Genomic DNA, 20,007 nt, shown 5'->3' with positions numbered 1-20,007 from the left:
TGCTTTGTCTTCTCATCCGTGAGTTCCCGCCCGGGCGGCACGCCTGCTGCCGCTTTCGGGCAGGACGGTCGAGGGGACCGGCAGAAGTCGATAGTCTAAAACTTATTGTTATCTGTTGAGATCGCGCGACGAGGAGCGGCCCGGCCCCATGGCGAAAGAAGTGAGGGATGATGGCGGATCCGTGTCCCTCCGCGCCCTGGAAATGGCGGCCCAGGTCCGGACCCAGAACCAGGACATCTCCGGCCGCGCCGAACAGGTGACCCTGCAGCTCGAAAGCGCCATCGGCATGGGACTGCTCAACCCCGGCGAGCGGCTTCCCCCGGAATCAGTCATGGCCGAGCACATGGGCGTCTCACCACTGACCCTGCGGCAGTCCCTTGCCGTGCTGCGAAGCAAGGGCCTCCTTGGCACCCGCCGCGGCCGCGGCGGCGGAAGCTACGTCGCTGGAGTACTCCCGGTGCGGGAAGCGGAGATCGCCCAGCAGCTGCGCCGGCACAAGAGCGATGACCTGCGTGACCTCATCGACCTCGCCGCGGCGACTGCGGGCTCGGCGGCCCGGCTCGCATCCAGGCGCTCCGATGAGCAGGACGTGCGGCGCCTGCGGAAACTCGCCCAGCGCTTCGCCTCAAGCTCGGAGCCGCACATGCTCCGGCAGGCGGATGCCCGCCTGCACATTGGGCTGGGCGTGGCAGCGCAGTCCCGCCGCCTTACCGCCCTTTTGATCCAGATCCACGCCGAGCTGTCCCCGCTGACCTGGGGGCAGGCGTGGCTTGACGCGCAGTCGACAGCCGTAGCGGAGCACGAGGCACTCCTCGAAGCCATCCAGCAGGGAGACCCCGCGGCGGCGGAGAACAACGCCATCGCCCACTTCGAACGGGAAGGTGCCCTCATCATCAACCAGCGCCTGGCCATCCTCACCTCGGACCTGGCGGACCAGCGGTGAAGGCCGTCGGGGAGGTCCTGCAGTCAACGGCCCATGCCCTCGGGCAGAGCCTCGAGCGTGTCTTCGCCGACCTTGACCGGCTGGCCGAAGCCACCACGAAAATCCTGGGTGAGCCGGGCACCTCGAAAAGCAAACTCGAAGCTCTGAGGCCCGTCGTTGAGGACATCGTCCTCCAGCACGGCGGCCTGGTGGACAGCGCCGGCGTCTCCGTTGCCCGGGGCCTGTTCAGCGACGCCGACGCCTGGCACCAGTGGTGGAGCCTCGTTGGGGGAAAGCTGGTGTTTATCCCCCACAATCTCAACCCGGCCTCCATCAACTACTACGACTACACAGAAATGACCTGGTACGAGCGGCCGCTTACGTCCGGCCGGCCCGAACTCATCGGCCCGTACATCGACTTCGGCGGCGCTGACATGAAGATCGTCACCGCGTCACGGCCCGTGCTGTACGAGCAGCGGACCGTGGCGGTGGCGGGCGCAGACCTCTCGATGGAGTCCATCGAGCGCACCTTCCTGCTCAACCTTGGGCGGCGCGAGGAACACGTCGCGCTGGTCACGGAAACCGGCAAGATCGTCGCCTCCAACAGTGCGCGGTTTGCCCCCGGGACCCGCTTCGAGGGTGCGCCCGGAGGCCCTGGCTCCGTAACCGTGCCGGTGGCAGACCTCGCCGCTTCCCCATGGCACCTGGTCGCGAGCGACTGAACTTTGGCGGCCCGGCCTACCGGATGCCCTGGTCGGAGAACTTCACGACGTCGGCTGCATTGGACTTGTCAACGATGGTGGGGCCGGTCAGCACGGGCTGCCCGCCGCCAAGCTTGAAGCCACCCCGCTTGACCTGCCACAGGGCATCGACGGAACCGTAGCCCTGAAGCCAGGGCTGCTGGTCCACCGTGAACAGCACGGTGCCGTCGGCGATCTTCTGGGCCAGGTCCTTGTTCAGGTCAAAGGAGGCCACCTTCGCCGAACTGCCCGCGGTGGCCACGGACTTCAGCAGGGTCAGGGTGATGGGTGCCCCCAGCCCGATGATGACGTCAGCGTCCTTGGCTGCCTGCAGCTTGGCCGTGGCCGTGGACTCAACGGAGGTCATGTCGGCGCCGTTCACGTACAGGATCTCCGTTCCCGGAACCTTGGACTTCACTCCCGCGCAGCGCGCTTCCAGCCCCACGTGTCCCTGGGCCTGGATCACGCAGACGGGGTGCCTGAAGTCTTCTGCAGCCAGCTTTTCACCCACCGCCTGGCCTGCGAGCTCCTCGTTGGAGCCGAAGTGCGTGAAGGCCCCGAGTTCCTTGGAGACGGACTCGCCCGCGTTCAGGCTCACGATGGGGATTCCGGCGTCAGAGGCCTTCTTGAGGGAATCCTTCAACGCACCGGGCGTGGCCAGGGTGACTGCGATCCCGTCGACTTTTTGGTCCACCGCCTGCTGGATCAGCTGCGCCTGCCGGCCGGCCTCGGGATCGTTCGTGTAGAGCAGCTCCACGTTGTCCTTGGCGGCGGCCTCCTCGGCGCCCTTCCGGACCGTGTCCCAGAAGGTGTCACCCGCCGGAGCATGCGTGATCAGGGCGATCTTCATGCGCGGCGTTGATGCCGCCTGGCCGCCGCCTCCGTTGTTGGCTTCCGGTGTCCTTCCACCCTGGCTGGAGCATGCCGTCAGGGCCAGCATCGGGACCGCAACTGCGGCGACCGCAGCGCGGCGCCAAAAAAACTTCTTCACTGGTGATCTCCTTCGATCCCGTTCAGGTGTGACCGAGCGCACTTGGAGCGCTCCATAAAGTGAGAATAAGAGCAGGACTTTGTCCTGTCAATAGTGCTATTCCGGAGGCGGGCGCCGCTAGCGCTGGTAAACGCCGGTCAGCGTGGCAGTGCCCAGCAGGTGCCGGGCAAGTTCGGAACCCAGGCCCGCGGGCTTGGCGCTTGCCCCGCCCGGCAGCTCCTCGACGTCCAGCGCGTAGACGGTGACCACATACCGGTGCCGTCCGTGCCCGGGCGGCGGGGCCGCCCCCAGATAGCCGCGGAAGCCGCCGTCGTTCTTCAGCTGCACGGCCCCGGCCGGGAGCTGCGGGCCGCCCTCGGCTCCGGCACCTTCCGCAAGCGAGGTGACGTCGGAGGGGATGTTGAGGACGGCCCAGTGCCAGAACCCGCCGGCGCCGGGCGCGTCGGGATCAAACACCGTGACGGCGTAGCTCCTGGTCCCGTCCGGCGCCCCGCTCCAGCTCAGCTGCGGTGACTCGTCGGCGCCGCCCGCGTGCATCCTGCCGCTCCGCTGCGGCGGCGGCAGGGTCTCGCCGTCCTGGAAGGACCGGCTGGTGAGCCCGAACGCGGGGACGTCCGGCAGGTTGGAAAACGGGCGCGGCGATGTCATGGCTGCTCCTCAGGTGGTGGGAACTTCAGGTGGTGGGAACTTCGGCTTCCTCTGCTGCTGCTTCGATGTGGTTGAGCTCCGCCCGGGTGGGCGGATTGGCGCCGGGACGGGACACCGTCACGGCTGCGGCGCGCGAAGCGTGGGCCAGGAGGGCGGCGAGTCCCTCGGCCGGCAGCGCCCGCAGGTCCGCGCGGTTCTGGGCCCCATCCAGGCCGCGGTCCACCACGCCTGAAAGCAGTGCGGCCATAAAGGAATCGCCGGCGCCCACGGTGTCCGCCACTTCCACGCGGGGCGCCGCAAACTCGGCCTCTCCTGCGGCAGTAATCCCCCACGGCCCGGCCGCGCCGCGCGTCACCACCACCATGGCCGGCCCCTCCGTGCCGCCCAGCGCCAGCCAGCGGCGTGCGGACTCCAGCGGGTCCACCCCGGGGTAGAGCCAGGCGAGGTCCTCGTCGGACGCCTTGACGATGTCCGAGAGGGTCACGAACTTTTCCGCCTGCCGGCGGGCGTAATCCACATCCGTGATGATGCTGGGACGGCAGTTGGGGTCAAAACTGATGGTCGACGCCGGGTGGGCGTGTTCGACGGCGGCCAGCACCTCCGTGGCACCCGGCGCCAGCATGGTGGCTATGGAGCCGGTGTGCAGCAGCCTGCTTCCCTGCAGCATGAACGGCAGCCGTTCGCCCAGGCCGGGAAGCTCCCAGGCGAGGTCGAACGTGTAGGTGGCGGCGCCGTCGTCGTCCACCAGGGCGGTGGCAACGCTGGTGGGGAGCCCATCCGGAGCCAGCGGCAGCATGACCGAACTGGACCTCAGGTGGGCGGCAACCGAGTCCCCGTAGGCGTCTCGGCCGTAGCGCCCGATGAACTGCACCGGATGCCCCAGGCGGGCAAGCCCGACCGCGACGTTGAGCGGGCTGCCGCCCACATGGGCTTCGATTCCGGAGCTGCGCTGGACCACGTCAACGAGGCCCTCGCCGATAACAGTGAGCATGGTCATACTCTGCCAGAGAACGCCGCCCGGCGCTCGGGTGGGCGGCAACGAAGTTGCCGGACGCCGCTATGCCTTCTTTCCCGGCAGCGCGAGCTTGAAGACCTTTCCCCAGGAGGATCCAACCTGCTTCAGCAGTGGCCCGGTGGTGTACGGCAGGCCGTAGCGGCGGCAGATTTCCTGCACCTTCGGCGCCACTTCCCCGTACCGGTTGGAGGGCAGGTCCGGGAACAGGTGGTGCTCGATCTGGTGGGACAGGTTACCGGTCATGATGTGCATGAACTTGGATCCGGAGATGTTGGCCGAGCCGATCATCTGCCGGACGTACCAGTCGCCGCGGGTCTCGCCCTCGACCATTTCCTCCGTGAAGGTGTCCGTCCCTTCGGGGAAGTGGCCGCAGAAGATGACCGCGTGGGCCCAGACATTGCGCACGGCGTTGGCCGTGAGCGTTCCGAGCAGGGCCTGTTTGCCGGAGCCGGTCAGCATGGCCACGGCCGGCGTGGCGGCGTAGTCCTTGGTGAACTGCTTGAGGGCTTTGACGCCGAGCGCCTTGAGGTCCCGGGCCATGGCCTCCTTGCTCTTCTTGCCCTCCTTGTATTCGACGAGCTCGAGGTCGTAGACGGCGATGCCCCATTCGAAGATCGGGGCCAGGATGGCGTTGTAGAGGGGGTTCCCCAGCGCCCGCGGCGTCCACGGCTGGTCCTCGTCCATGCGCAGCAGGTTGTATCCGACGTCGTTGTCCTTGCCCACCACGTTGGTCCAGCGGTGGTGGAGGTCGTTGTGGGTGTGCTGCCAGGAGCGTGCCGGGGTCACGAAATCCCACTCCCACGTGGTGGAGTGGATGTCCGGATCCCGCATCCAGTCCCACTGGCCGTGGAGGATGTTGTGGCCGATCTCCATGTTTTCCAGGATCTTGGCGAGGCTGAGCAGGCTGGTGCCAAGGACCCAGGCCTTTTTGTCCTTGCTGGCCAGCAGCGCTGCCCGGCCGCCGATCTCCAGGCCGCGCTGGATCTTGATCATCCGGCGGATATACGCGGCGTCGGAGGAGCCGCGCTTGGCGAGGATGTCATCCCTGATGGCGTCCAGTTCGCGGCCGAGCTCTGCCACCTGCTCGTCGGAAAGGTGCGCCGCGGCAGGCGGGCGCACGGCCGGCCGGCCGGAGGCGGCCAGCGCCCCCGGCCGCGGTTTGGTCGCCGGCTTCTCGGCGGACGTGGTGCTCGCGGCTGTGCGATCGGATATAGCTGTCATGCTGGTGTTGCTCCTCAGATGTCGAGGTTAACGGGCCCGGCGGCTGCCGAAACACACGTCTGGATCAGTTGGCCCGGTTCACCGTGAACTTCACCGGTGCGCAGGTCCCGGACCTGCCCTGCACGCAGGGGCAGCAGGCAGCTGTGGCAGATGCCCATGCGGCAGCCGCTGGGCATGAGGACGCCGGCATCCTCGCCGACGTCGAGAAGGGGCGTGTCGCCGTCGGCCTCCACCTCACGGTCGGAGGCCTCAAAGGTGACCAGGCCGCCGTCGTGCCCCTCGCCCCCGAGCAGGCTGGTGTTGAAGCGTTCGATGATGAGGTTGACGGGGTCCGCGGCGAAGGGCCCTGTGGCCGCCTCTTTGCCGGAGGACCCGGCAGTCCCGGGGTGGGCGGCCGCCTCCGCTGCCCACAGCGCTTCGGCGTCGTCGAGGAAACCTTCCGGACCGCAGGCGTAGGCGGCCCGGCGGCGCCAGTCGGGGCACAGTGCGTCGAGTCCGGCGGCCCGGCCGAAGTCCATCCGGCCGCGTTCGCCCGTGTACCAGTGCGTGACGCGGAAGTTGGGAAACTGGTCAGCGAGCTCGGAGAGTTCCTCGCGGAAAATACTGTCTTCCGGGGTCCGGGAGGAATGGATCAGCACCACGTCGGCGTCGGGCCGGTGCGGCACGAGCGTGCGGACCATGGACATCACCGGGGAGATGCCGCTGCCGGCGGTGAGCATCAGGAGCGGCCGCGGATGTTCGGGGAGGACAAAATCTCCCTGCGGCGGGGCAAGGAACAGGACGTCGCCGGGCCGGGTGTTGCGGACCAGGGCGCCGGACACGGCACCCATGTCGCTCACGGTGATGGCCGGGTCCTCGCCCGCCGGGGCGCTGAGCGAGTAGGAGCGCCAGTGCCGGACGCCGTCGAGCTCCACGCCGATCCGCGCCCACTGGCCGGCTTTGTGAGCCTTCCAGCCGCGGCCGGGCCGGAAATGGATGGTGGCCGAATCAGCTGTTTGGGGGACAACCTTGGTGACCACGCCGCGCAGCTGCCGGGCAGAGAACACGGGGTCAAAGAGCGCGAGGATATCCTCCGGCGCGAGGGGAGTGGTCAGGACGGACGCGGCGCGCGCCAGCTTTCGAAGCCGGATCAAGCTGTCCACCGCATTATGGGTTCACCCACGTGTATCTCCTAGTGAAACCCGGGATCGTAACAAGCAAAAGTACCGCAGCCCCCACGTACAAGCGTCCTCTATGCCGGCGCCGGGGGCAACCGGAGTCCACTTTGGCGTGCGATCAGGCAAGGCGGGGTTCCTCCGTTGTGGCGTCTGCGGCATGTGCGGTTGATGATAAGCATACTTACCGCCGGAGTGCATATATACCGCTAAGCCCGTAGCTACAACGAACGGACGCTCCGAAAGTTCCCTGCCTGGTCCCCGCCTACAGCAGGAGCAGCTCCTGGACCAGCTCGCGGCACTTCCGGTACGACGGCGCCTTCGGGTCAATCAGCGCGAAGTGGTCGCCGGGGACCTTGACCACCTGCACCGGGGCGCCGGCCGCCCGGGCGGCGGTGGCGTAGGCCTCGGACTGGCTCACCGGCACGGTGTCGTCGTCGAGGCCGTGGACCGCGTAGACCGGGATGGTGAGCGGCACGGCGCTCATCGGGTCGGCGTATTTATGGCGCTTGGGGTACCTCTCGGCGGAGCCGCCCAGGAAGTTGCTGACCGCGCCGTTGCTGAGGTCCAGCCACTCCGCCTGCGCGAGGTTGAGCAGCCCCGACTGGCTGACCACGCCCGTCAGGTGAACGGCCTCGCCGTTGAGGTTCCTGGCGACCTGCCGGTCGGCGTCGGCCGCGCCGAGTCCTGCAAGCCGGTCCCGCCCGGCCGCCCAGACGGCCAGGTGGCCGCCGGCCGAGTGCCCCAGCGCCACCACACGGTTCAGGTCGAGGTCATGTTCGCCGGCCACTTCACGGAGCTTGTCGATCCCGGCGAGGACATCCTCGAACGTCCGCGGCCAGCCGCCACCGTTGCCGGCGCGCCGGTACTCCAGGTTCCAGGCCACGATGCCGTGCGCCGCGAGGTCCTTCGCCAGCGGCTCGCCCAGCTCGGCGCCGTACTGCGAGCGCCAGTAGCCACCGTGGATCACCACAACAATGCCGCGCGGGGCAGGCATCCTGCCGTTGCGTGCGGCAGGTGTTTCCGGCAGGAAGAGCTCGCCCCACTGGCTGGGGTGGTCACCGTAGTGGTACTTCTGCCGCTTCACTGCATCCTCCTAGGATCCTTCGAACGGGGCGCCGGCCCCTCCTTGCCGCCGCCAGCGCACCCGGGATCCGGATTGCAGCTCACGACTGCACACAACAGCCATGTGCCGAGCCTACATGGATGCCGCTTCCGTGGGGCAGAAGGGGCTGCCGAGGCAGGGGTGTCACCGGAGCTGCTGTCGCGCGGCCTTGATAGTTTGGAACCATGGCAAGCAACTGGGATCGCCTGGACGTCACGCAGCGCGACTCCGTGCAGGAAAACGTGGAACTGTATGAGCGTGTCCGGCCTGCCCTGAAGCTTGTCACCCGGGAAGTCCTGCAGATACTGCGGACCATGCTCAAGGACACCGAGGTCACCCCTCTGTTCGTCACCGGCCGGACCAAGACGGTCGATTCCTTCCGGGAGAAGATTTCCCGCACCGAGGAACCGCTGGAAGCCGGCGGCCCGCGGCTGCTGAAGTTCCCGGACCCGTTCCGGACGCTCAATGACATGGTGGGCGTGCGGGTCATCACCAAGCTGCCGGCGGAGAACGCCCTGGTAGCCAACCTGATCAAACGCCAGCGGCACCTCTTCGACTGCCGCGGGGACCGCGAAAAGGACATCGGCTCCATCGAGTCCGGAACGTACGGCTACTCCAGCCGGCACCTGATCCTGCGCACCCTCCAGAACGACGTGGTCAAGAACTACCAGCAGGTCTTCAACCCCGACCTCCCGCCCAACGGCAGCTACTTCTTTGAATGCCAGATCCGCACCGTCTTCGCGCACGCCTGGAGTGAGATCGAGCACGATATCCGCTTCAAGGCCGAGGACCCGCGGGCCTGGACACCGCACTTCGACCGCCAGTTCACGGCCACCGCCGCGATGCTGGAAACGGTGGAGAGCGCCTTCGCTGACCTGCACGAACGCTACGAGGAGGTCCGCAGCTACTGGGACCTGGACGGAGAGGGCGCGGCCCAGCTCACCCCCAACCGCATCCGGGACGTGTGGCGCACCCTGCTCCCGCACGTAGACCGTAAAGTAGACGATGACTGGGGATGGGCGGCCGAACTCCTGGCGGCCCACGGACTCAAGCAGACCGTGCAGCTTGCCGGCCTGCTCAGCGCCAACCGGATCACCGAGGTCCGCAGGGCCCTGGATCACCGCTACTCCCCCGGCCCGGACCGCCTGCTGGATGACCTCCTGCTGTGGCAGTACGGCACCAAACACATCGACCTCACCGCTGAGGCGCCCGACGCCGTCCCCCACCCGCGGCGCGACAGCCTCCTGCGGCGGCTGAAGCAGATCGAGCGCTACCGCCAGACCAAGAAATAGAGTTACATGTTGCCCGAACAGCTCCAGTCCGTCCGGGCCACGCTCCGTTCCCCGCGGCGCCTCAAGACCGAGGCCCTCGCCGGACTGGTGGTGGCCCTTGCCCTCATTCCGGAAGCCATCGCGTTCTCCGTGATCGCCGGGGTGGACCCCCGGATCGGACTGTTCGCATCCTTCACCATGGCGGTCACCATCTCGTTCGTCGGCGGCCGGCCCGCCATGATCTCGGCCGCAACCGGCGCCGTCGCCCTGGTGATCGCACCGCTGATGCGCAGCCACGGGCTGGACCACCTGATCGCCGCGGTGATCCTGGCCGGGGTGTTCCAGATCCTGCTGGCCGTCCTGGGCGTCACCCGGCTCATGCGTTTCATTCCGCGTTCGGTGATGGTGGGCTTCGTGAACGCGCTGGCCATCCTCGTTTTCATGGCCCAGCTGCCGGAACTGATCGGCGTTCCCTGGCCCGTGTATCCGCTGGTGGCCGCGGGCCTGCTGATCGTCGTCGGCTTCCGCAGGATTACGACGGCGGTGCCGTCACCTTTGGTGGCCATCGTCCTCCTGACGGCCCTCGCCGTGGCGGCCGGGATCGATGTCCCCGCCGTCCAGGACAAGGGCCAGCTGCCGGAAAGCCTGCCCGCGCTGTTCATCCCGAACGTGCCGCTCACATGGGAAACCTTCCAGACCATCGCCCCCTACGCGCTGTCCATGGCACTCGTGGGACTGCTGGAATCGCTGATGACGGCCAAGCTCGTGGACGACATCACCGACACCCGCTCCAACAAGACCCGCGAATCCTGGGGCCAGGGCGTGGCCAACATCGTCACCGGATTCCTGGGCGGCATGGGCGGCTGCGCCGTGATCGGGCAGACGATGATCAACGTCAAGGGTTCCGGAGCCCGCAGCCGGGTGTCCACGTTCCTCGCCGGCGTCTTCCTGCTGGTGCTGGTGGTCGCCCTCGGCGACATCGTGGGGCTCATCCCGATGGCGGCGCTGGTGGCGGTGATGATCTTCGTTTCGGCCATCACCTTTGACTGGCATTCGGTGGCACCGGCGACGCTCAAGCGCATGCCCAAGTCGGAGACCGCCGTCATGCTCATCACCGTGGGCACGGTGGTGGTCACGCACAACCTGGCAATCGGCGTCGGCGTCGGCGTGCTGGCGGCGATGGCGATGTTCGCCCGCCGGGTGGCCCACTTTGCCACTGTGGAGCGGACGGAAATGGAGCTCAACGGCCGCACCGTGGCCACCTACACAGTGGACGGCGAACTCTTCTTCGCCTCCTCCAACGACCTCTACACGCAGTTCGACTACGCCCGCGACGCCGAGCCGGACATCGACGGCGTGGTGATCGACCTGCACGCCTCGCATCTGTGGGATGCCTCCACCATCGCCGTCCTGGATGCGGTCACGGAGAAATACCGCCGGCACGGGCGCGAGGTGGAACTGATCGGCCTTAACTCGGCCAGCATCCAAATGCGGGAACGACTCGCCGGAAAACTCAATGCTGGAGCGTGAGCTTCATCACGTTACGCGCCCTGAAATCCCTTATTTGACGCGGATCACCCGCGGATGAACGACACGGTGCCGTTACCTTAATGTGACATTGCGGGGAAGCCTCCCGTACGGTGGAAAACGTGCCTCCTTCACCGATGAGGCACTCCCGCGCTGATTGCCTAACTCTGCCGCAGCCCGAGGAACCAATCGAACACCCATGTCAGGCAGAGACGGGGAAACCACTTTTCGGCCCGCGCTTGAAGCTGGCCTTGGGGTGAAGCCGCGCAGTCCTGGCCATGCTCAGGACCGCGGCCGGGTGCTCCCATCCGAATCCGACAGCTCACCTCGCAGGCATCGGGAGAGGCTTCTTCATGTCGTTCCGCTTTAATTCTGGCCGCCGTGCTGCGGTCATCCTTGCCGCATCCGGACTCGCCTTCACCGGCACCGTCGCAGCCAACGCCGCGAACGTTCCGGCCCAGCAGGCACAGGCTCCCGCTGCCGCCCCCGCGGCCGCCAACCAGATCCAGGTTCCGCTGACCGCCGCCTCCAGCGTCAAGATTGACTTCGAGCGCCCCGCGGTCACCTCGGCCCCGGCTCCCGCGGCGGCACCCGTCGTCGTGAAGCCCGCGGTGAAGAAGGTTGCCGCACCTGCCGCTGCCGCGGCCCCCAAGGCTGCGCCGGCACCGGCTGCTGCCGCACCGAAGATCACCGTCAAGGCCGCCGCGCCGGCACCGAAGGCGCCCGCCAAGGCCCCCGTAAAGGCGGCCGCAGGCACCAATGCAGCCATCCTGGCCTCGGCCTACGCCCAGATCGGCATCACGCAGGACTGCACCGCCATGGTTGAGAAGGCCCTCGGCGCCGCCGGCATCCGTGTGGGTGACCTTGCGCCGATGCAGTTCCTGAACCACGGCAAGGTGGTCTCCACCCCGCAGCCCGGTGACATGGTGGTCCAGTCCGGCCACGTGGCCATCTATGCGGGTGGCGGCAAGGTCATCAGCGGCGGCATGAACGGCATCAACGCCACCATGGCCCACCCGCTGTCCTGGCTCACCGCCACCGGTCCCGTCACGTTCGTGCGCGCGGCCTAGCAGAGGCAAAAACCGCTGTGTTCCGCTGCCTTGGGGGCGGCGGAACACAGCTGTCCCCCCAAGGTGCTCCCACCTTTCTACAAGGATCGCGGGACACACTGGCTATGCCTGATGAAAGACCGCGGTCTCCGGCTGCGAGTCAAGGTCGCCGGGTCCGGATTGTCCCCCATGCATTCCGGATCCGGGGCCTGCCAGCCGCAGCGTGCTGCACCTCAGCCTCAGCGGTTCCGGTTCACCCCCGGACAGTACGGTTCCGCCCCTGGGACTTGGCTTCGTACAGGGCAACATCCGCGGCCGCGATGACTTCGTCGAGGTCCGCGGTTTTCGCGTTGTAGGTGGAGATACCGTAGCTGACGGTCGGCATCCGCAGCAGTTCCGGGATGTGCTGGCCTGCCAGCCTCCTGCTGATTTCCCCCGCAATGATCTCAGCACTCTTGGGTCCGGCACCGGGAAGCAGGAGGATGAACTCCTCACCGCCGTAGCGCCCGGCAAGGTCCGTGGACCGGACCGCTGCACTGCACGCCTCGGCAAAGGCCTGCAGCGCGAGGTCACCCGCCGCATGGCCGAAGGTGTCGTTCACCGCCTTGAAATGGTCAAGGTCCGCCAGGATCAGCGAGCCCCCGCCATTGGCCGCTTTGCTTCGCGCCAGCTCCTCGGCCGCCGCCTCCAGGAAGGCGCCGCGGTTAAGGAGGCCTGTCAGGCCGTCCTGCGTGGCAACGGTCCGCAGCGCCCGCGTCTGCTGCTCGGTGCTGAGCCCCGCCATGCTGAACGAAACCACCACCAACAGCACCATAGTCACCATGGTGGTCACCGCGGACCCGAAGAACGTGACGAAGACGGCGCCGTCCTGCCCGTTGATCAGGAAAGCAAGCAGCCGGCAGAAGTAGAAGACCGCCACACCGCCCGCCGCGATGGCCATGGGGATCCTGACCCGGGAATAGCCCGGTTCCAGCCGCCACAGTTCATGCGAAGCCAGGCCGATGAGCGCCGCCATGGACCCCAGGAACACCGCTCCCCCAGCCCAGACGTTGGAGCCGGGGTTGTCGACGGCGGCAGCAACCCCGGCGAGGAGCGGCAGGGCCGCGGACAGCCACGGGCTGGGTTTGAGGTTCCGGAGGGAGCGCGCACCTGCCCAAACGCACGCCGCACCGGAAACCAGCATGACGTTGCCCACGGGGTTGGCCCAGACCTGCTGCGGCGTTCCGTTCATGAGGAAGAACGTCGCGCCGAGGAGGAACAGGAGCAGGGCGGCGCACCACCAGGCGCTGTAGGGCGAGCGCGTGCTGCGGTAGGTTGAAAAGTAGAAGAGCAGGGCCAGAATCAGGGCCATCGCGGCAAAGGCGATCCGAAGTGTCGCCGTGTCCAGGATCATTCCGGCCCCCTAGAATCCCGATCCAATGCACACCAGTATGGCACCCCGGAGCCATCGTGGCGGCCTGCTGGCCCGGAAGCCCTTCCGGACCAGCAGGAGGCCTAGACTCCGGCGGGCACCGCCTGCGCAAACCCGTTCACGGGACGTGGCAGTCCGTAGTGCTCGCGCAGCGTGTGCCCCGTGTACTGCTGCCGGAACAGCCCGCGCGACCGCAGGATCGGAATGACGTGGTCCACGAAGGCGTCCAGGCCCGAAGGCAGCACCGGCGGCATGATGTTGAAGCCGTCGGCCGCCCCCTTTTCAAACCACTCCTGGATGGCGTCCGCCACCTGCTCGGGCGTTCCCGAGAAGGTGCGGTGCCCGCGGCCCCCGCCCAGCCGGCCGATGAGCTGCCGGACCGTGAGCCGTTCCCGCCGGGCGAGTTCGACGATGAGCGTGTACCGGCTCTTGGCGCCTTCGATCGCGTCCTCCGAGGGGAGGTCCTCGGGCAGCTGTGCATCCAGCGGGAGGGATTCCGGCGCGACCCGAAGGACGCCGGCCAGCTGCTTGCGCGCGTGTTCGGGGTGAATGAGCTCATCAAGCTGCTTTTCCAGCTGCCGTGCTTCGCGCTCGGTGGAGCCGATGACCGGGACAATGCCGGGAAGGATCTTGATGTGCTCCGGGTTCCGCCCCGCTGCCGCTGTCTTCCGCTTGAGGTCGGCGTAGAAGCGCTGGGCCTCGGCCAGCGTCTGCTGCGCCGTAAAGACAGCCTCGGCGTAGCGGGCGGCGAAGTCCTTGCCGTCCTCGGAGGAGCCGGCCTGCACGATGACGGGGTGCCCCTGCGGCGAACGCGGCACATCCAGCGGGCCCTGGATCCGGAAGTACCGGCCGGTGTGGCCGACGGTGTGGACGCGGGAGCTGTCCGCCCAGACTCCGGCGGCCTTGTCCCCCACCGCGGCGTCGTCTTCCCAGCTGTCCCAGAGCTTCCGGGCTGCATCGAGGAACTCGGCGGCGCGCTCATAGCGGCGCCAGTGGGCGGGCTGGTCCTCCAGCGAGAAGTTCCGGGCGGCGGCCTCGCCGGCCGTGGTCACCACGTTCCAGCCGGCCCGGCCGCCGCTGATGTGGTCCAGGGAGGCGAACCTGCGGGCCAGGTTGTAGGGGTCGTTGTAGGTGGTGGAGGCGGTGCCGATGAGCCCGATGCGCCTGGTCACGGCGGCGATGGCGCTGAGCAGGACTGTCGGCTCCAGCGTGCCGTAAGGGCGCTGGCGCACGTCCCCGTGCAGTACGGGAGAGTCGGCGAAGAAGATCGAGTCGAACGTGCCGCGTTCGGCGGTTCGCGCGAGCTGCTGAAAGTGGGCCACCTTGGTACCGGCGAAGCTGTCGTTCCCGGGCAGCCGCCAGGACGCCTCATGGTGTCCGGTGCTCATCAGGAAGGCGTTCAGGTGGAGTTGGCGTTCAGGCATGGTCAGGTTCCTTGGGTTTGGAGGGCGGTCAGGCGGTCCGGGAGCCGACGGCGGTCCGCCAGCGGGAGAAATGGCGTTCGACGGCGACCAGCAGGTAGTTGACCAGCAGGCCGAGCAGGGACACCGTCAGGATGCCCGCATACATGTCCGGGATGAGGAAGCTCATCTGGGAATTCACGATCAGGTAGCCAAGGCCGGCCTTGGCACCGACCATCTCGGCCGCGATCAGGACGAGGATGGAGGAGGTGCCGGCCATCCGGATGCCCGTGAAAATGGTGGGTACGGCCGAGGGAAGGATGACCTTCTGGAAGAGCTGGAAGTTGGACAGCCCCAGTGAGCGGGCCGCCCGGATGAGCAGCGGGTCCACGGTGCGGACGCCCGCGATGGTGTTCAGCAGCACCGGGAAGAACGCGGCGTAGGCAACGATGGTGATTTTGGACGTCTCCCCGATGCCCAGCAGCAGCGTGAACACCGGGAGCAGTGCCAGCGCCGCTGTGTTCCGGAAAACCTCCAGCAGCGGGTTGAGGAAGCGGTCAAGGGCCCCGTACCAGGCCACGAGCAGTCCAAGTGCGACGGCGGACACCACGGCGATGCCGAAGCCGCTCGCAGAGCGGCTCAGGCTGGCCGCGAGGTGGTTTTGCAGCTGCCCGTTTGCAATAAGGGCGCCCAGCGCCTCAAGCACCTCGTGCAGGGGCGGAAGGAACACCCTCGTCGATGCCGGCGCGAGGTAGGTGGGCCCCAGTTCCCACAGCAGCAGAAACAGGATGATCGCCCCGGCACCCCACACGGCTTTGCCGCCCTGCACGGCGTACAGGCGCAGCCTGGCCGCCGGAGTCCGGGCGGGTCCCGGACGCAACGCCGGCGTGGCCGGCGCCGTTTCCTTCCCGGCGGCCTGCTCGGGACCGGTGCGGACTTCCGTTTCCTTCGTCAGTGTTGGCGTGCTCATCAGGCTGCCTTTCCGGTGGTGATGGTCCTGGTTTCGTCCGGCGCCGTTCCATCGGGCTGGATCTTTGCGTGCCCGGCCTCCTGGGCCCGGCGTACCTCGTCATGCAGCAGCGACCAGACCTCGTGCCGGTGTTCCACGAAGGCCGGGTTGGAGCGGACGTCCTCGTCACCGGAGCGGTCCCCGAGGTCGATGTCCACGATTTCCTTCAGCCGTCCCGGCCGGGAGCTGAGCACGGCGACGCGCTGGCCGAGGTACACGGCCTCGTCGATGCCATGGGTAATGAAGATGATGGTCTTGCCCGTGGTGGCCCAAATGCGCAGCAGCTCGGTCTGGAGCTGCTCGCGGGTCTGGGCATCCAGCGCGGCAAACGGCTCATCCATCAGCAGGATGTCCGGCTCATAGGCCAGGCTGCGGGCAATGGCCACGCGCTGCTTCATGCCGCCGGACAGCTCATGGGGGTACCTGTCCTCAAATCCGCCGAGGCCCACAAGCTCCAGGTATTCGCGCGCCTTCCCGGCCCGCTCCTTTCGGGTGTAGCGCTTCCCGTCGCTGCCCACGCCTTCCAGGCCGAAGGATACGTTGGCCGCCGCCGTGCGCCACGGGAACAGCGCATACTGCTGGAAGACGACGGCGCGGTCCCTGCCCGGGCCGGCGACTGCCCGTCCGTCCACCAGCACCTGGCCGGTGTCCGGTTTGGTCAGTCCTGCCAGGAGGTCCAGGAGGGTGGTCTTCCCGGATCCGCTGGGGCCCACCAGGGTGATGAACTCACCGGCGGAGACATCGAGGGAGATGCCGTCCAGTGCGGTCAGCACCGACCCTTCCGGGTTGTCCTTGCTGGGCCGCACCGTGAACTTCTTGGTGATGTTTTGAAGGCTGATTTTCGGTATCGGCCCGGTTCCGGAGGTCATGGTGTGCTTCCCTTCAGCAGGTCGTTCAAGGCGTTTGGTGTCCACCATGAGAGCAGAGTTAAACCACCGCCTGAAGGGGGCGGTCACGAGGGGAAACGGGGCGTAACCTGCCAGCCGGGGCCGCGGCCGGCAACGCCGGGACGCGCAGGGACTTCAAAGTAAACAGGGCGTAATGGCGGGCGTCTTCCGGCGACACCGGGTGACGCATGGCGACAGACGCGCACCGCGAAGGGCGCCGATGTTGCGGCCGGCTACGGACAATGACAGGCCGGCACCACCCTGCCCTGCGCCCTGTACCTGCAGGTGGCGCGCGCAGGGCAGGGCTGATTGTTACGCGGCTGCCGCCATGCGGTCCATGAGCAGCGCGACGGCCTGTTCGGCGTGCACCGATTCGGAGATAACCACCTGCGCGATGCCGCGCCTGGCCAGTTCGGCGATGGCGCGGTCCTCTTCCTCGCTGGAGGGCAGGACGCCCACGATGACGCCGTCGGCACCGCCGGCCAGCATGAACTGCCGCCACGACCGGCCAAGCAGGATGACCGGCTGGTAGCCGTGCCGGGGAAGTATCGCGGCAGCGGCCATGGCCAGTGCCCGGTCGGCCGGCCATTCAAGGTCCTCAATGGCGATGGCCACCACGTCCGTCCTGCCGCGGCGCATTCCCCGCGCCGCCTGGTTGGGCACGTAGCCGAGGTCGTCGACGGCGGCCATGACCCGTTCCTGCGTGGACGCACTGATCCGGGTGGTGCCTCCGCTCCTGCCGGACAGCACGTAGGACACCGTAGTCAGTGAGACCCCGGCCCGTTGCGCAACGTCCCGGATGGTGGGGCTGGACATGCTCCTCACTGTTTCTCCTATCGATTCTCCACAGTTTCCGGTTGTGGAAGTGGTGCGTCCCGGCACCTTCCCCGCTGTGTTCATGCTGCGCCGAGTGACTTCAGAAAACCTTGGAAAGCAGCGTCCTCAGGGGCCTGTCCCACCCGAATTGGTGGGATGCCGCAGCTGCGCCAGGCACCGGCAGGGGTGGGACCCCCCAGGTTGGCCGCCGCACGTGCCGCAGCTCCGGCTGGCTCCGGGTTATTCATAACGGACCGGCGGCAGACTGCCCCCGGGAGCAAAGGAGCGTGGTCGCATGCAGGAGGAAGGCCTTCGGCACCAGATCATGGGTGTGATCACCCATGTCCTCAATGACGAGGCCACCGACTCGGAGGTTCGGATGGCGCTGTTGCGGCATCTCGGCGAAAACCCCGGACGCCCTGAGCAGGCGCTGCTGGCCCATCTCCGCGATTTCCGGCGGCCTGGTTCTGGTCCTGGCAGCGGCCGCGGATCATCCCGGGCTGGTTCCGCCTGACATCATGCGGTCTCGTCCGCTCCCGAGCCCGCCGCGCGGTTGGTCCTCCTGTTGACCAGCCATGTGACCAGCCACAAAAGGACGCCAATTGCCATCAGTCCACCGGCGATCTGGTACTGGATGGCGCTCCGGCCGACCCACGGACCGGCGAGGAAGGCACAAAGAAGCGCAGCGACGAGCGGCAGCTGCCCCGGCGAGGTGAAGAACACCTCCCTATTGGGGTCCCTCCTCCGGCGAAGAACAAGACACGCCACGTTCACCACGGTGAACACGCACAGCAGCAGGAAAGCGGTGGTGCCGGAAAGGTTCGCCACGATGTTGCTCTCGGGATCGCTGGTGACGTACCAGATCAGCCCCAGCGCGAGGACCGTGGAGAACGCGATGCCGGCCCACGGAGTCCGCCGGCCGGGCAGCACCTTGCCCAGCGGCCGCGGCAGGACGTCCTGGCGGGCCATGCCGTAGATCAGCCGGCTGGCCATGAGCATGTTGATGAGAGCGGTGTTGGCCACGGCGAACACCGCCAGGAACGGGAAGATCCTGTCGATCGGGAAGTCCGGCGAGCCCTTGTGCACCACCTCGAGGAGTGCAGCGCCCTCGGCTTCCCTGATTCCCGCGAGTTCGGTGGGTGTGAGCACGGTGACCACGGAGATGGCCACCAGCATGTAGAGGATCACCGCGATACCCAGGCCGGTGAGCATGGTCCGCGGAAAGATCCGCTCGGGATGGTGGGTTTCCTCGACCATGTTCACCGAGTCCTCGAAGCCCACCATGGCGAAGAAGGCGATGGACGTGGCCGCGGTGACAGCAAGGAACAGGCCCTTGTCCTGTCCGTCTGTGAAGACAGTGATCTCTTCGAGGTTTCCTCCGCCCTGCGCCATCGCGTAGAAGCCCACCCCGATCACGATGCACAGTGCGGTCATCTCCACCAGAGTGAGCACCACGTTGAATTTCACGCTCTCGCCTACGCCGCGCAGGTTGATCACTGCCAGCAGGAGCATGAAGCCGAGCGCAACCGCGGTGATGGCCCCCTGCCCGGGGGCGTCGATCCAACCGTTGATCTCCAGGCCGCCGAAGAAGTTCTGGGCGAGCACGTTCGCCGACGTCGACGCGCTGGTGATGCCGGAGCAGACAACGGCGAACGCCACCAGGAAGGTGACGAAGTGGATACCGAACGCCTTGTGGGTGTAGAGCGCGGCGCCGGCTGCCTGCGGGTATTGCGTTACCAGCTCAAGGTAGGAAAATGCGGTCAGCGTCGCAACGACGAAGGCCAGCAGGAAAGGGAGCCATACGATGCCTCCCACCGTGCCGGCCATGGTCCCGGTGACTGCGTACACGCCCGCACCGAGGATGTCGCCAACGATGAAGAGGAGCAGGAGCTTTGGTCCGAGGACCCGCTTGAGCTCGGGCGCGTCGCCTTCCGGGGTTGCGTCGTACACTTCATCGGACGTCTTGCTCATGTTGACCTCCACAGCGGTGCCGTACCTGGGGCGCGGCCGGACGTACGGCCGCGGGCGTAACTCACTTCACTGTGACCCCGCCAACCCGCTTTGGCAACACCGGCCAGCGCAGTTACCGCCTGCCCTTCTTCCGCGAGCCGCGGCCCCGCCCCTTGTCCGGATTGGGGGCGTAGCGCTGGGCGACTTTGGGTTTCTGCCCGCCGGTCCCGGCGCCGCGGCGGTCCGGCTTAGGCGCCTTCTTGGGTTTCTCCTGCCGGGCGGAGGGCTGCCGCGAGCTCTGCGCCGTGCGGCCGCGGACAATGCCGATGAACTCCTCGATCACGTCGTCCGTGGCGTCGCTGGGCCAGGCGAGTGCGATCTGTGTCCCCGGCGCCCCCGTGAGGCGGCGGGCCACGGTGTCTTTGACGTTGAAATGCCGCGCTACGGACATCGGAAGTATCAACAGGCCCGCGCCGGACGCCACCACCTGCAGGGCGATTTCCGCCCCGCCCAGTTCGTCAGCGTCGAGGAACGTTTCCTCGGCAAGGTCCTCCAGCGCCACGTCCTCGAACACGCTGATTTCATGTCCCTTGGGCGCCACAACCACGGGCTGTTCCTCATACAGCGGGATGACGTTGAGGCCTTCGCGCTCCACCGGGAGTCGGACAAAGCTGAGGTCCGCCGAACCGTCACGCAGGACGGAAAGCTGGCTGCCGCCGTCGGACATGAACGAGCGCACGGGAACGTGCGGCATCCGCTCCTGCCAGCGCCGGATCCACTTGCCCGGCGTTACGCCGGCAACGTAGGCGAAGCGGAGCTCGCGCGGCGGGGAGTCCGGGGCGGCCGGGTCCAGGGTGGGTTCGTCTTCAGCGGGCACACCTTCACACTACT

General features: G+C 67.4%; 19 protein-coding genes and 1 riboswitch. Of the genes, 6 read left to right on the top strand and 13 right to left on the bottom strand.

Translation table 11 applies throughout. The features are described from left to right. The first annotated feature begins 148 nt into the window (after positions 1-148). Together ACFTR6_RS11425 and ACFTR6_RS11420 are read left to right on the top strand one after the other, a co-directional pair. Positions 149-943, top strand: coding sequence for a FadR/GntR family transcriptional regulator (locus ACFTR6_RS11425; protein ID WP_087873197.1), 795 nt, complete (start codon positions 149-151; stop codon positions 941-943). Then, positions 940-1,644 carry a cache domain-containing protein gene (locus tag ACFTR6_RS11420; protein ID WP_377958004.1) on the top strand — a complete coding sequence of 235 codons (705 nt, stop codon included), beginning with the start codon at positions 940-942 and terminating at the stop codon, positions 1,642-1,644. The genes ACFTR6_RS11425 and ACFTR6_RS11420 overlap by 4 nt, the downstream gene beginning before the upstream one ends. 16 nt (positions 1,645-1,660) lie before the next feature. Here ACFTR6_RS11420 and ACFTR6_RS11415 read toward each other — a convergent pair whose 3' ends face one another. The 6 genes from ACFTR6_RS11415 to ACFTR6_RS11390 all read right to left on the bottom strand — a co-directional run bounded on the left by ACFTR6_RS11415 (position 1,661) and on the right by ACFTR6_RS11390 (position 7,778). After that, entirely contained in the window at positions 1,661-2,653 is a 993-nt protein-coding gene (locus tag ACFTR6_RS11415; protein ID WP_087873195.1) for a substrate-binding domain-containing protein, read from the bottom strand. 117 nt (positions 2,654-2,770) lie between these two features. Then, on the bottom strand, positions 2,771-3,301 hold the full coding sequence (locus ACFTR6_RS11410) for a YbhB/YbcL family Raf kinase inhibitor-like protein (RefSeq protein WP_087873194.1): 531 nt from the start codon (positions 3,299-3,301) through the stop codon (positions 2,771-2,773). A 25-nt stretch (positions 3,302-3,326) separates the two neighbouring features. Further along, positions 3,327-4,292, bottom strand: a complete 966-nt coding sequence (locus tag ACFTR6_RS11405) for a carbohydrate kinase (protein ID WP_377958003.1) — start codon at positions 4,290-4,292, stop codon at positions 3,327-3,329. Positions 4,293-4,358: 66 nt separating this feature from the next. After that, complete coding sequence (locus ACFTR6_RS11400) at positions 4,359-5,537, bottom strand: fatty acid desaturase family protein (RefSeq protein WP_377958002.1); 1,179 nt, start codon at positions 5,535-5,537, stop codon at positions 4,359-4,361. Between the two features lie 14 nt (positions 5,538-5,551). Beyond that, positions 5,552-6,670 carry a ferredoxin reductase gene (locus tag ACFTR6_RS11395; protein WP_377958085.1) on the bottom strand — a complete coding sequence of 373 codons (1,119 nt, stop codon included), beginning with the start codon at positions 6,668-6,670 and terminating at the stop codon, positions 5,552-5,554. A gap of 286 nt (positions 6,671-6,956) precedes the next feature. Beyond that, complete coding sequence (locus ACFTR6_RS11390) at positions 6,957-7,778, bottom strand: alpha/beta hydrolase (RefSeq protein ID WP_076799287.1); 822 nt, start codon at positions 7,776-7,778, stop codon at positions 6,957-6,959. A 203-nt stretch (positions 7,779-7,981) separates the two neighbouring features. Between ACFTR6_RS11390 and ACFTR6_RS11385 the strand changes: the two genes are divergently transcribed. From ACFTR6_RS11385 to ACFTR6_RS11375, 3 genes are all read left to right on the top strand, one after another. Continuing rightward, complete coding sequence (locus ACFTR6_RS11385) at positions 7,982-9,088, top strand: GTP pyrophosphokinase family protein (protein WP_076799288.1); 1,107 nt, start codon at positions 7,982-7,984, stop codon at positions 9,086-9,088. Positions 9,089-9,094: 6 nt separating this feature from the next. After that, positions 9,095-10,597 carry a SulP family inorganic anion transporter gene (locus ACFTR6_RS11380; RefSeq protein ID WP_377958001.1) on the top strand — a complete coding sequence of 501 codons (1,503 nt, stop codon included), beginning with the start codon at positions 9,095-9,097 and terminating at the stop codon, positions 10,595-10,597. Positions 10,598-10,742: 145 nt separating this feature from the next. Beyond that, positions 10,743-10,944, top strand: a riboswitch (cyclic di-AMP (ydaO/yuaA leader). Positions 10,945-10,947: 3 nt separating this feature from the next. After that, the gene (locus tag ACFTR6_RS11375) at positions 10,948-11,664 is read left to right on the top strand and encodes an NlpC/P60 family protein (RefSeq protein WP_377958000.1); all 717 of its coding nucleotides are present in this window, start codon (positions 10,948-10,950) and stop codon (positions 11,662-11,664) included. A 232-nt stretch (positions 11,665-11,896) separates the two neighbouring features. On the opposite strand, the gene ACFTR6_RS11370 is transcribed toward ACFTR6_RS11375, so the two are convergent. The 5 genes from ACFTR6_RS11370 to ACFTR6_RS11350 all read right to left on the bottom strand — a co-directional run bounded on the left by ACFTR6_RS11370 (position 11,897) and on the right by ACFTR6_RS11350 (position 17,166). Then, entirely contained in the window at positions 11,897-13,036 is a 1,140-nt protein-coding gene (locus ACFTR6_RS11370; protein ID WP_087873188.1) for a GGDEF domain-containing protein, read from the bottom strand. Positions 13,037-13,137: 101 nt separating this feature from the next. Further along, positions 13,138-14,478, bottom strand: a complete 1,341-nt coding sequence (locus tag ACFTR6_RS11365) for an LLM class flavin-dependent oxidoreductase (protein WP_377957999.1) — start codon at positions 14,476-14,478, stop codon at positions 13,138-13,140. A gap of 28 nt (positions 14,479-14,506) precedes the next feature. Continuing rightward, positions 14,507-15,424 carry an ABC transporter permease gene (locus ACFTR6_RS11360; RefSeq protein ID WP_377957998.1) on the bottom strand — a complete coding sequence of 306 codons (918 nt, stop codon included), beginning with the start codon at positions 15,422-15,424 and terminating at the stop codon, positions 14,507-14,509. Continuing rightward, entirely contained in the window at positions 15,424-16,332 is a 909-nt protein-coding gene (locus ACFTR6_RS11355; protein ID WP_076803627.1) for an ABC transporter ATP-binding protein, read from the bottom strand. The genes ACFTR6_RS11360 and ACFTR6_RS11355 overlap by 1 nt, the downstream gene beginning before the upstream one ends. 330 nt (positions 16,333-16,662) lie before the next feature. Continuing rightward, entirely contained in the window at positions 16,663-17,166 is a 504-nt protein-coding gene (locus ACFTR6_RS11350; protein WP_076799294.1) for a LacI family DNA-binding transcriptional regulator, read from the bottom strand. 295 nt (positions 17,167-17,461) lie between these two features. On the opposite strand from ACFTR6_RS11350, the gene ACFTR6_RS11345 reads away from it, so the two are divergent. Continuing rightward, complete coding sequence (locus tag ACFTR6_RS11345) at positions 17,462-17,680, top strand: hypothetical protein (RefSeq protein WP_076799295.1); 219 nt, start codon at positions 17,462-17,464, stop codon at positions 17,678-17,680. A 2-nt stretch (positions 17,681-17,682) separates the two neighbouring features. Here the strand turns inward: ACFTR6_RS11345 and ACFTR6_RS11340 are convergent, their stop codons facing one another. Continuing rightward, positions 17,683-19,137 (bottom strand): APC family permease, encoded by a 1,455-nt coding sequence (locus tag ACFTR6_RS11340; RefSeq protein WP_377957997.1) that lies wholly within the window; start codon positions 19,135-19,137, stop codon positions 17,683-17,685. A gap of 112 nt (positions 19,138-19,249) precedes the next feature. Beyond that, positions 19,250-19,993, bottom strand: a complete 744-nt coding sequence (locus ACFTR6_RS11335) for a LysR family transcriptional regulator substrate-binding protein (RefSeq protein WP_377957996.1) — start codon at positions 19,991-19,993, stop codon at positions 19,250-19,252. Positions 19,994-20,007 lie beyond the last annotated feature (14 nt).

The sequence above is a fragment of the Arthrobacter sp. NPDC057009 genome (assembly GCF_042673905.1).
Classification (GTDB): domain Bacteria; phylum Actinomycetota; class Actinomycetes; order Actinomycetales; family Micrococcaceae; genus Arthrobacter.
Note: the sequence above shows the minus strand (reverse complement) of the source record. Positions and strands in the feature narration are given on the sequence as shown.

What these genes read in the sequence shown, in the direction of transcription:
- ACFTR6_RS11425 (WP_087873197.1), top strand. Translation starts at nt 149, where the DNA reads ATGGCGAAAGAAGTGAGGGATGATGGCGGATCCGTGTCCCTCCGCGCC.
- ACFTR6_RS11410 (WP_087873194.1), bottom strand. Translation starts at nt 3,301, where the DNA reads ATGACATCGCCGCGCCCGTTTTCCAACCTGCCGGACGTCCCCGCGTTC.
- ACFTR6_RS11405 (WP_377958003.1), bottom strand. Translation starts at nt 4,292, where the DNA reads ATGCTCACTGTTATCGGCGAGGGCCTCGTTGACGTGGTCCAGCGCAGC.
- ACFTR6_RS11400 (WP_377958002.1), bottom strand. Translation starts at nt 5,537, where the DNA reads ATGACAGCTATATCCGATCGCACAGCCGCGAGCACCACGTCCGCCGAG.
- ACFTR6_RS11385 (WP_076799288.1), top strand. Translation starts at nt 7,982, where the DNA reads ATGGCAAGCAACTGGGATCGCCTGGACGTCACGCAGCGCGACTCCGTG.
- ACFTR6_RS11380 (WP_377958001.1), top strand. Translation starts at nt 9,095, where the DNA reads ATGTTGCCCGAACAGCTCCAGTCCGTCCGGGCCACGCTCCGTTCCCCG.
- ACFTR6_RS11375 (WP_377958000.1), top strand. Translation starts at nt 10,948, where the DNA reads ATGTCGTTCCGCTTTAATTCTGGCCGCCGTGCTGCGGTCATCCTTGCC.
- ACFTR6_RS11370 (WP_087873188.1), bottom strand. Translation starts at nt 13,036, where the DNA reads ATGATCCTGGACACGGCGACACTTCGGATCGCCTTTGCCGCGATGGCC.
- ACFTR6_RS11365 (WP_377957999.1), bottom strand. Translation starts at nt 14,478, where the DNA reads ATGCCTGAACGCCAACTCCACCTGAACGCCTTCCTGATGAGCACCGGA.
- ACFTR6_RS11360 (WP_377957998.1), bottom strand. Translation starts at nt 15,424, where the DNA reads ATGAGCACGCCAACACTGACGAAGGAAACGGAAGTCCGCACCGGTCCC.
- ACFTR6_RS11355 (WP_076803627.1), bottom strand. Translation starts at nt 16,332, where the DNA reads ATGACCTCCGGAACCGGGCCGATACCGAAAATCAGCCTTCAAAACATC.
- ACFTR6_RS11350 (WP_076799294.1), bottom strand. Translation starts at nt 17,166, where the DNA reads ATGTCCAGCCCCACCATCCGGGACGTTGCGCAACGGGCCGGGGTCTCA.
- ACFTR6_RS11345 (WP_076799295.1), top strand. Translation starts at nt 17,462, where the DNA reads ATGCAGGAGGAAGGCCTTCGGCACCAGATCATGGGTGTGATCACCCAT.
- ACFTR6_RS11340 (WP_377957997.1), bottom strand. Translation starts at nt 19,137, where the DNA reads ATGAGCAAGACGTCCGATGAAGTGTACGACGCAACCCCGGAAGGCGAC.